This is a genomic window from Geodermatophilus maliterrae, assembly GCF_041018925.1.
GTDB lineage: Bacteria > Actinomycetota > Actinomycetes > Mycobacteriales > Geodermatophilaceae > Geodermatophilus > Geodermatophilus maliterrae.
Genome location: NZ_JBFNXQ010000145.1, coordinates 1 through 9879 on the forward strand (window position 1 = coordinate 1; position 9879 = coordinate 9879).

The following is a 9879-nucleotide window of genomic DNA, read 5'->3' on the forward strand; positions in this document are numbered from 1 at the left end:
CGGCCGGGTCCTCGCCGGGATCGCGACGCTGGCCGCCGGAGCCGCGATCGGCGTGGGCGTCCTCCAGTTCGCCGACACCGGCGTGGCGGACCCGCCGGCCTCCGTCGCCGAGACCTCGGCCGCCGACGTGCGCTGGAACGACCTGGTGGGCCGGCCCGCCCACGAGGTCGAGGAGCAGCTGGTCCAGGCCGGGTTGCGGGTGACCCGGACGACGCAGGAGACGGCCGACGTCGCCGCCGGCCTGGTGACCGCGGTCGGTCCGACCGGGCAGCTGGACGCGGGCGAGGTGGTCACCCTGACCGTCGCCGTCGCGCCGGCGACACCGCCGTCGTCGGCGCCCTCGGCCGGGGTCCCGCCGGTGTCGAGCACCGCGCCGCCGACCTCCGAGGCGCCGGTCCCGCCGGTACCGCAGGTGCCCGGGCCCGAGACCACCTGGGACGGCAACGGGAACGGCAACGGGAACGGCAACGCCGGGGGGAACGGCAACGGGAACGGCCGGGGACGCAACGGCTGACCGCCGTCGTGCCGGCCGTCCGTCCCGCACCGTCCGTCTCGTTGCCGCGCGTCCGGTCGCCGTCGGGCCGCCGGGCGGCTGGTCCGAGGCCCCGGCGTCGGTCAGCGCCGGCGGCCCGGCGCCAACCAGAGCGCGACGCCCAGCGCCGCCACGGCGGCGGTGAGCAGGAAGCCGCGGTCGGTGTCGGCCCGGGGCAGCACGACGAGCACCCAGAACACCGCCAGCCCGGCCAGGCCGCCCAGCGCGATCCGCTCGGCCCCGGCCGCTCCGCCCGGCACGCGGAGACGCGGCACGAGGGGCAGGGCCCCGACGAGGACGGCGAGCGTGGCGAACGCCGACCACAGCGGCACACCGGACCACAGCGGGTCGCCGCCGAAGCCCAGGGCCAGGCCGAGCTCGAGGAGCACGAGGCTCAGCGCCACCAGGCCGGCGCCCACCGGCAGCGCCCGGTCCCGGGGGCTCCGAGGCGCGGGCTCCGTGGCGCCGTCGGGCCGGGGCCCGGCGTGCGGTGCGGCGTCCGGGTGCGGGACGCCGTCGGCCTGCGGCACGGGGTGGGGGACGGCGGACGGCCCCGAGTGCGGCCCGGCAGGCGGTGCGGGAGGTGTCCCGAACCAGGAGTCCAGCGGGCCGGTCGGCTGCGGGGCGGCCGCCAGCACGGTCGCCGGGTCCTCGACGCGCGGCTGGACGGCGGTGGTGGCGGTGCCGGAGGCCGGTGGCGGCGTCGACGGCGGGCCGGGCAGGGGAGCGGCGTGCTCGGCCGCACCGGCCGCCGTCGCCCCGGTGGGGACGAGGGGGATCTCCTGGGTGCGCGGGCCGGCCGGCGGGGGTGAGGCGGTCACGGGTCGTTCCTCCGGGTCGGACGGGGGGTGGGGCCCTCGGGGAGCCGGTCCAGCCCTGCACGCTAACCGGGCTCCCGGTCCGGACCGTGGAGGTCCGCGGCGGGTCCGCCCGGCCTGCCCCGGGTCCGTGACCTCGTCCCGGCCCCCTGCAGGGTCCCGCGGCGAGCCTGCGAGGGGCGGGGGGCAGGGGGGTCCTTCTAGGGTCGACCGGGTGGGCACGCGCGCGGGCATCGTCGTCACCGGCACCGAGGTCCTGACCGGCCGGGTCGCCGACCGCAACGGCCCCTGGCTGGCCGAGGAGCTGCGGCGGGCCGGCGTCGACGTCGGCACCGTCCTGGTGGTCGGTGACCGGCCCGAGGACGTGCGGGGCGCGCTGGGGTACCTCGCCGGCAGCGGGGTGGAGCTCGTGATCACCTCCGGTGGGTTGGGCCCCACCGCCGACGACCTCACCGCCGCGGTGGTGGGCGAGGTGCAGGGCCGTCCGCTCGACGTCGACCCCGAGCTCGAGCAGCGGGTCGCCGCCGTCGTCGAACGGCTGATGTCGCGCCGGGGCTGGCGGGCCGACCCGGAGGCCACCGCGGCCGGCGTCCGCAAGCAGGCGATGGTGCCCGCCGGCGCCACGGTGCTGGAGCCGGTGGGGACCGCGCCGGGACTCGTCGTCCCGCCGGCCGAGGGGCGCGGCGGACCGGTGGTCGTCGTGCTGCCCGGGCCGCCGTCGGAGCTGCAGGGCATGTGGCCGGCCGCGCTGGCCGCCGAGGCGGTGCGGGAGGTCCTGGCCGGGGCCACCGAGCTGCGCCAGGAGACGATCCGGCTCTGGGGCACGCTGGAGGCCCAGCTGGCGGCCACCCTGCGCGCGCACGAGGACGGGCTCGACGGCCTGGAGGTCACCACCTGCCTGCGCGAGGGCGAGCTGGAGATCGTCACCCGCTTCGCGCCGGACGCGCAGCCCGCGTACGACCGGCTGGCCGCCGTCCTCGCCGAGGAGTTCGCCGCCACGCTGTTCTCCACCGGACCCACGCTCGACGACCTCGTGGCCGGCGCGCTGGAGGACCAGGGGCTGACCATCGCCACCGCGGAGTCGTGCACGGGCGGGCTGCTGGTGGCCCGGCTGATCGAGCGCCCCGGCTCCTCGGCGTGGGTGCTCGGCGGCATCACCTCCTACGCCAACTCGGCCAAGGAGCACCTGGTCGGCGTGCCGGGGCAGGTGCTCGCGGAGTTCGGCGCGGTGAGCCCGCAGGTGGCGCTGGCGCTGGCCGAGGGTGCGCGGGCGCGGTTCGGGACCGACGTCGGCGTCGGCATCACCGGCATCGCCGGCCCGGGCGGCGGGACGCCGGACAAGCCCGTGGGCACCGTGCACCTGTGCGTCGTCGGCCCGGACGGGCAGCAGGCCCGGTCGGTGCGGCTGCACGGCTCGCGGACGGCGGTGCGCGAGCGCTCCGTCGTCCTGGCGATGCACCTGCTGCGGCAGCTGCTGCTGGGCGGGCCGCCGGCGTGAGGGTCCTGACCCTGCCGGCCCGGGAGCCGACCTCGTACGGCAGCACCGGCGCCTCGCCGGTGCGCGCGGCCCTGGTCGAGCAGCCGCAGGACGGCGTCGCCGTCGACGTCGTCCGGCTGGCGCACGCCCCGGGGACGGATGACGGGCTGCTCGCCGTGGCGGTGCAGTGCCGAGCCCCGCTGACCGCTGCCGAGGAGGCGCCGTGACCGTCCTGACCCTGCACGCCACCGGACCGGAGTCGCCGGCCGAGGTGTGGGAGCGCTACGCCGAGCCGGCGCGGTGGCCGACGTGGGCGCCGCAGATCCTCGGGGTGCAGGTGCCCGAGCCCCGGCTGGCAGCCGGGCTGGAGGGCCGGGTGCGCGGGCCGGTGGGGGTGACGCTGCCGTTCGTCGTCGAGTCGGTGGACGAGGCGGCGCGGCGGTGGTCCTGGACGGTGTCGGCCGGGCCGGTGCGGCTGCACCTCCTGCACTGGGTGACCGAGGGGCCGGACGGCGGGAGCACCACGGGCCTGCGGATCACCGGGCCGCTGCCGGTCGTGGTCGGCTACGCCCCGCTGGCCCAGGTCGCGATCGGCCGGCTGGTCCGCCCGCTGGGCTAGCGGTCCGGCGGCACCAGCCGCTCGTGGACGAGCACCCGGACGCCCTGCGGGGTGACGCCCTCGCGGTGGACGCGGAACCCGAGCCGGGCGGCGAGCCGCCTTCTGCGCCACCCGTCTCGGCGGCGACTGGGGCACGGTCCTGGGCACCCTCCCGGCGGGCGTCCCCGCCGCCCGCATCGTCGAGCGCTCCACCGTCTCGGCTGACTGACTCCGGGAGGCTCCACTACTCTCGGGCAGGCGTCGCACACGGACCGACTTCCCACCCGTCCCGGTCCGGATGCCGGGGACCGGCTGGACGGGTCTCGGCGTACGGCGACAGGGGGAGAGAGACGCGTGCACCGATCCGACCAGGCCGCCCTGCCGGCGCCGCCGCCGGACCTGCTGACCGGGGTCCCCGACGCGGTGTGCCGCCTCGATGCCGAGTGGCGCTTCACCTGGGTCAACACCGCTCTCGCCAAGCTCCTCCAGCGGCCGCCGGAGCGCCTGGTCGGCCGCCTGGTGCGCGACTGCTTCCCCGACGTCCTCGGCTCCGCACTCCAGAGACACGTGCGCGCCGTCCTCGCCGACGGCCGGCCGCGCGCGTTCGAGTACCTCTACGAGCCGTACGACCGGTGGTTCGAGGTCCGCGCCTCCGCCGACGCGCACGGCGGCGTGGTGGTCTTCCTCCGCGACGTCGACTCCCGGCACCGCGCGCAGGCCGCGCAGGTGCGGGAGCTCAGACAGACCGCCGCCGTCCTCGACGCCCTGCCCTCACCGACCGTGCTGCTCGACGACGGCGGGCGCATCCGCACCGCCAACCGCGTGTGGTCGGGCAACGCCGACCTCGTGCGGCGGAGCGGCTGGGAACCGGCGCAGGTGGGCGACGACTACCTGGCGCGCGTCGCGCAGGGACTGGCCCGCGACGACATCGCGCGGATCACCGACGGCCTGCACCAGTTGCGCACCGAGCCCTCCGGTGGGCCGCCGCGCACCTTCGCCCACGACTACGCCCACGACCTGGCCGGGGAGACCACCTGGTGGCGGCTGCAGGCCGCGCGCGTGGAGGACACCGGGCAGCTCGTCGTCATCCACACCGACATCACCGAGCGAGCCCTCGTCGAGCAGCGGCTGGCCTGGCAGGCGACCCACGACGACCTCACCGGCCTGCCCAATCGATTGCGTCTGCTGGAGCTCATCGGCGAGGCGCTGGCCGACGAGGGCTCCCGGACCGCGCTGCTCTTCCTCGACCTCGACGGCTTCAAGACCGTCAACGACTCGCTCGGGCACGCCGTCGGCGACGAGCTGCTGCGCCAGGTGGGCGCCCGCCTGACCACCCAGATCCGCCCCGGGGACGCCGTCGGCCGGCTCGGTGGTGACCAGTTCGTCGTCCTCGCCCGGTCCTGCGACACCCCGGAGGCGGCGTCGCTGGCCTTCCGGCTGCAGCGCTCCTTCGGCCGGCCGTTCACCGCCGGCGGCCTGTCGGTGCCCGTCTCGGCGAGCATCGGCGTCGCCGTCGCCCCGCCGGGCCTGCGGCACGCCCACCAGCTGCTCAGCGACGCCGACGCCGCCGGGTACGCGGCCAAGGCGGCCGGCCGGGACCGCGTGCACCTGTTCTCGCCCGGCCTGCGCGACGCCGCGCGCTGGCGGATGGACGTCGCCACCCGCCTGCGCGATGGAGCCCTGGACCAGTTCGTCGTCCACTACCAGCCGGTGGTGCGGCTGGACACCGGCGCGATCGAGGGCGTGGAGGCCCTCCTGCGCTGGCAGCACCCCGAACGGGGCCTGCTCGCGCCCGACGCGTTCCTCTCCGTGGCCGAGGAGACCGGCCAGCTCATCCCGATCACCCGCTGGCTGCTGCGCGAGACCACCCGCCAGGCCGCGGAGTGGGCCACCCAGGGGCTGTCCCTGCGGATGGCGGTCAACATCAGCGCCCGCCACTTCTCCGCCGAGACGCTGGTGCGCGACGTCCGGACGGCGCTGCGGGACTCCGGCCTGGCCCCCGAGCAGCTGATGCTCGAGCTGACCGAGACCACCGTGGCCGAGGACCCGACCCGCGCCGAGGACCAGCTGGCCGTGCTGCAGGGTTTCGGCGTCCGGGTGGCCATCGACGACTTCGGCACCGGGTGGTCCTCGCTCGCGCAGCTCATGGCGCTGCCGATCGGGACGCTGAAGATCGACCGCTCGCTGATCACCGCGGCCGAGCGACTGGCCACCTCGGGCACCGGCGCGGTGCTCGGTGCCATCGTCGAGCTCGCGCACAGCCTGGGCATCCGGTCGGTGGCCGAGGGCGTGGAGACGGCCGAGCACCTGCGGATGGTCCGCGAGGCCGGTTGCGACCTCGCCCAGGGCTACCTGCTGGCCCGCCCGATGGCGTCGGGCGACGTCACCCGCTGGGCCGACCGGGTGCGGGCCGGCGGCGGCGACTCCTGCGCGCTCGCCCTCGCCGGGCAGCTGCGCTGAGGCGGGGCCGGTGACCGGGCCGGGCCGCCGCCGCGCCGTCCGCCGGGCGACGTCGCCCGCCGGGCCGCCGGCGCCCCTCCCCGCCGGGCCACCGACGCCCCCGACCCCCGACGCCGTGCCCGACCACGGCCTCGTCCCGGGCGCCGACGTCGCTCCCGACGCCCCTCCCGCCCCGGTCACGGGTGCGGCGGTGAGCGGGCAGACTGCCTCCGTGACCGAGACCAGCGGTACGGCAGTCCTGGAGTCCCCCGGCGACGAGCTCGGCCGTGGCCGGCCGGCGCTGGACCTGCTGATCTGGGACGCGCCCAACATCGACATGACCCTGTCGACGGTCATCGGCGCCCGGCCCACCGCCGCCTCCCGGCCGCGCTTCGACGCGATCGCCGCCTGGTTCGTCGACGGCGCCGGCGACCCCGGGGCGCCGGACGCGCCCGAGGTCGAGGCGTGCGTGTTCGCCAACATCCCGCCCGTCGTGGGCTCGCTGCAGCGCTGGGTGGAGGCGCTGCGCGGCTTCGGGTTCGCCGTCTTCGCGCGGCCGAAGTCGCAGCCCGACGACGACATCGACCAGGCGATGCTCGACCACATCGAGGTGCGGGCGCACAGCCACCGGCTGCGGCGGCTGGTGGTCTTCTCCGGGGACGGACGGAACTTCGCCGAGCCGCTGGAGGAGCTGGCCCGGTCGGGCACACAGGTCGTCGTCGTGGCGTTCAGCGAGGTCGCCGGCTACGCGATCAGCTCGGACCTGCTGGAGTTCATCGACATCGAGGACGTGCCCGGGGCCTTCGCCGCGCCGCTGGACCGCGTGCGCCTCGACGCGCTGCCGCCCGACGGTGCGTGGCTGCGGCCCACCCGGAGCCTGCGCGACTTCGTCTCGTCCTGGACCGCCCGCCGCAACCCCTGACCCGCCGCGGGCGAGTGGCGGGGGCGGACGTGCGTCCAGCGTGCTCACCCTGACGGGGGAGGACGGCGACGGTGTACTCACCCCAGGCACGCCCGGTGTCGATGGGGTGCCGTGTCCACCTCCGCCCCGCACCGCGCGCCCGCCGGCCCGCGCCGCGCGCCGTCCGTGCGTGCCGGCCGGGTGGGGGGACGGTCCGCGCGGCCCGGTCTGCGGGACGGTGGACCGTCCGGCCCGCCCGACCGCCGGGCGGGCGACCGCCGCCGGCACGAGGTGGCCGCCGACGACCCCGAGGTGGTCGCCGAGCTGACCCGCCGCGCCCGCTCGTCGGGGATCGTGCTCGCGGTGACGGCGATGGTCGTGCTGCCGGCCTGGTCGCCCGTCGACCTCTACCTCGAGCCCGACCGCGCCGGGACCTTCATCGCCGTCCGGCTCCTCTGTGTCCTGCCCATGCTCGTGGCGCTCTGGCTCCTGGTGCGGCGGCCACTCGGCCGGCGCCGCCCGGAGCTGGTCACCACGGTCCTCGTGCTGGGCGTCGTCCAGGTCGACGTGCTGTGGATGCTGCTGCAGGTCGACCACAGCGTGGCGTACGCACTCGGGCTCGCGCCCGCCCTCTTCGGCAGCGGCGGCGTGCTCGCCGGCCCGGCCCGCTGGACCGTCGGGCTGGGCGTGGTCACCTGGGCCGGGCTGGTCGCCGCCGCGCTCGTCGCGGGGGACACCCTCCCCGGCGACGAGCTGGTCACCGTGGCCGTGCACCTGGCCACGGCCACGGTGATCGCCGGCGTCATGCACGGCGTCCGCCAGAAGCTGTCGCTGCGCGAGGTCCGCACCACCGTGGGGCTGCACCGCGAGCAGGACCGCACCCGCCGGCTGCTGACCCGCCTCGAGCGCCTCTCGGAGGAGGACCCGCTCACCGGGCTGGCCAACCGCCGCCGCTGGGACGCCGAGCTGGACGCCGCCTGCGCCGTGTCGCGCCGGTCGGGGCAGCCGGTCGCCGTCGTCCTGGTCGACCTCGACCGGTTCAAGCAGGTCAACGACCGCCACGGCCACGCCGGCGGCGACGCCGCCCTGCGCGCGGTGGCCGACCTGCTGCGCGCCGCGGTCCGCGGCGGGGACGTCGTCGCCCGGCTGGGCGGCGACGAGCTCGCCGTCCTGCTGCCCGGCGGCCCCGAGGAGCGCGCCGTCGAGCTCGCCGAGCGGGTCCGGCTGGCCACGCTCGCCCTCGAGCTGCCCGGCTTCGACCCGGGCGAGCTGACCGTCTCCCTCGGCGTCGCGGCGGCCGCCGGCACGGACGCCTCACCCGCCGTCCTCACCGCCCGCGCCGACAGCTGCCTCTACGCCGCCAAGGGGACCCGCAACGCCGTCGGCACCACCACCCGTCTGACCACCGCCTGATCACTACCACCTGACCACCACGCGCCTGACCACCACCGCACCGCTCGCCGGCGACGCGCCCGGACGCCGGTGTCCGCACCCACCCGCCGGGGAAGGAGTGCACCCGGGGCGACGACGGCGAGGAGGGACCATGGCGGTCTGCGAGGTCTGCGGCAACGACTACGACATGAGCTTCGAGGTGGTGGCGCAGGGCGCCCGGCACACCTTCGACTGCTTCGAGTGCGCCATCCACCGCATGGCCCCGATCTGCGAGCACTGCGGGGTGAAGGTCGTCGGCCACGGCGTCGTGGTCGAGGGCACCTTCTACTGCTGCGCGCACTGCGCCCGCGCCGAGCACGACGGGGCCCCGGTCGCCGACAAGGCGTGAGGGGCCGGCACCGCCGCCCGGTCAGTCCCGGGGCGCCTCGGGCGCGCGCGGGGCCGGCACCTGGTCGCTGAAGCCCTCGATCGGCTCGAGCCCCGAGGGCAGCCGCGACCACACGTGCTTGCGGCCGGGCCGGCGCTCCCAGCCGTAGTCGACCGACAGCTGCGCCACCAGGTGCAGGCCCATGCCGCCGAGGGAGGGGTCGCGGTCGACGGCGGGCACCGGCGGCCGCTCGGGTGCCTCGTCGCTGAGGTCGAGCAGCCAGCCGGCCGGGCTGGCCACCACCAGCGCCCGGACGTCACCGCCGCCGTGCCGCAGGGCGTTGGACGCGAGCTCCTCGAACACCAGCAGCAGCCCGTCACGGGCGTCCTCGGTCGACGACGAGCTCACCGACGGGTGCGCGATCCGGGCGCGCAGGTCCGAGCGGACCCGGGAGACGACGTGCATGGCCTCCAGCTGCCAGTGCCAGACGTCGCCGGCCACCGATGGCACAGGAGCGTGCGGCCACGTCTCCTGGCCCATCCGTCACCCCTCGCGTCTGCTCCGCGGTCGTAGAACCGGGTCCATCCTGACCGAAACCGCCAGCGGCCGCAGCGGCGGTACCGTGCCGCCCCCGCCCGCGGCCCCCCTCCGGGCACAATGCAGCTCATGGAGACCCTCTGGCGCGCGCTCAGCCGGCTGCAGCTGGCCGACCGAGCGCTGGAGGACGTCCTCGGGGAGCTCACCCGGCTCGCCAACGACCACGTCCCCGGTGCCGAGTCGACGTCGATCACGCTCGTGCGCGGCGACGTCGCGGTCACCGCCGCCCACGTCGGCGAGATGTCCCTGGCGGCCGACGAGCTGCAGTACGAGCGGGGCCACGGGCCGTGCCTGGACGCCGGCCGGGGCGGCGTGCAGCTCCGCATCGACGACATGCGCACCGAGACGCGCTGGCCCGACTACGTCGCGCGGGTCGTCGACCTCGGCGTCAGCAGCTCGCTGTCCACGCCGTTGCCCTACCAGGACAGCTCGGTCGGCGCGCTGAACATCTACTCCGGCCAGCCGGCCGCCTTCGCCTCCGCGGCGTCGGCCGCGGCGGCCCGCGAGGTCGCCGAGGCGGTCGCGGTCGCCGTCGCCAACGCCGACGCGCACGCCAAGCTGAGCGACCACGCCCGCAACATGCAGCTGGCGATGGAGTCGCGGGCGGTCATCGAGCAGGCCAAGGGCGTGCTGATGGCCCAGCGGCGGATCGACGCCGACGCCGCCTTCGACCTGCTGCGCGACGCCTCGCAGCGCTACAACCGCAAGCTGCGCGACATCGCCGCCGGCATCGTCTCCTCGACGCACCAGCCGCCCCG

Annotated in this window: 11 protein-coding genes; 9 read left to right on the top strand and 2 right to left on the bottom strand. The window is 77.0% G+C overall.

Going from position 1 to position 9879, the window contains the following annotated elements; all coding sequences use genetic code 11:
* Positions 1 to 514 (top strand): PASTA domain-containing protein (locus ABQ292_RS24950; protein WP_369210406.1); only part of this gene is annotated, 514 nt, incomplete at its 5' end.
* A 101-nt stretch (positions 515 to 615) separates the two neighbouring features.
* Here the strand turns inward: ABQ292_RS24950 and ABQ292_RS24955 are convergent.
* The gene (locus tag ABQ292_RS24955) at positions 616 to 1353 is read right to left on the bottom strand and encodes a hypothetical protein (RefSeq protein WP_369210407.1); all 738 of its coding nucleotides are present in this window, start codon (positions 1351 to 1353) and stop codon (positions 616 to 618) included.
* 211 nt (positions 1354 to 1564) lie between these two features.
* On the opposite strand from ABQ292_RS24955, the gene ABQ292_RS24960 reads away from it, so the two are divergent.
* The 7 genes from ABQ292_RS24960 to ABQ292_RS24990 all read left to right on the top strand — a co-directional run bounded on the left by ABQ292_RS24960 (position 1565) and on the right by ABQ292_RS24990 (position 8545).
* On the top strand, positions 1565 to 2848 hold the full coding sequence (locus ABQ292_RS24960; protein ID WP_369210408.1) for a competence/damage-inducible protein A: 1284 nt from the start codon (positions 1565 to 1567) through the stop codon (positions 2846 to 2848).
* Positions 2845 to 3054 carry a hypothetical protein gene (locus tag ABQ292_RS24965; protein ID WP_369210409.1) on the top strand — a complete coding sequence of 70 codons (210 nt, stop codon included), beginning with the start codon at positions 2845 to 2847 and terminating at the stop codon, positions 3052 to 3054. Before ABQ292_RS24960 ends, ABQ292_RS24965 begins: the two co-directional genes overlap by 4 nt.
* The gene (locus ABQ292_RS24970; RefSeq protein ID WP_369210410.1) at positions 3051 to 3446 is read left to right on the top strand and encodes an SRPBCC family protein; all 396 of its coding nucleotides are present in this window, start codon (positions 3051 to 3053) and stop codon (positions 3444 to 3446) included. The genes ABQ292_RS24965 and ABQ292_RS24970 overlap by 4 nt, the downstream gene beginning before the upstream one ends.
* Positions 3447 to 3779: 333 nt before the next feature.
* Positions 3780 to 5885 (top strand): putative bifunctional diguanylate cyclase/phosphodiesterase, encoded by a 2106-nt coding sequence (locus tag ABQ292_RS24975; protein ID WP_369210411.1) that lies wholly within the window; start codon positions 3780 to 3782, stop codon positions 5883 to 5885.
* A 211-nt stretch (positions 5886 to 6096) separates the two neighbouring features.
* Positions 6097 to 6786, top strand: coding sequence for an NYN domain-containing protein (locus tag ABQ292_RS24980; RefSeq protein ID WP_369210412.1), 690 nt, complete (start codon positions 6097 to 6099; stop codon positions 6784 to 6786).
* 111 nt (positions 6787 to 6897) lie between these two features.
* The gene (locus ABQ292_RS24985) at positions 6898 to 8178 is read left to right on the top strand and encodes a GGDEF domain-containing protein (protein ID WP_369210413.1); all 1281 of its coding nucleotides are present in this window, start codon (positions 6898 to 6900) and stop codon (positions 8176 to 8178) included.
* Positions 8179 to 8308: 130 nt separating this feature from the next.
* Positions 8309 to 8545 carry a metallothionein gene (locus tag ABQ292_RS24990; protein WP_369210414.1) on the top strand — a complete coding sequence of 79 codons (237 nt, stop codon included), beginning with the start codon at positions 8309 to 8311 and terminating at the stop codon, positions 8543 to 8545.
* A gap of 21 nt (positions 8546 to 8566) precedes the next feature.
* On the opposite strand, the gene ABQ292_RS24995 is transcribed toward ABQ292_RS24990, so the two are convergent.
* Complete coding sequence (locus ABQ292_RS24995) at positions 8567 to 9025, bottom strand: ATP-binding protein (protein ID WP_369210415.1); 459 nt, start codon at positions 9023 to 9025, stop codon at positions 8567 to 8569.
* Between the two features lie 165 nt (positions 9026 to 9190).
* Here ABQ292_RS24995 and ABQ292_RS25000 point away from each other — a divergent pair.
* On the top strand, positions 9191 to 9879 hold a 689-nt coding region (locus ABQ292_RS25000; RefSeq protein WP_369210416.1), incomplete at its 3' end, for a GAF and ANTAR domain-containing protein.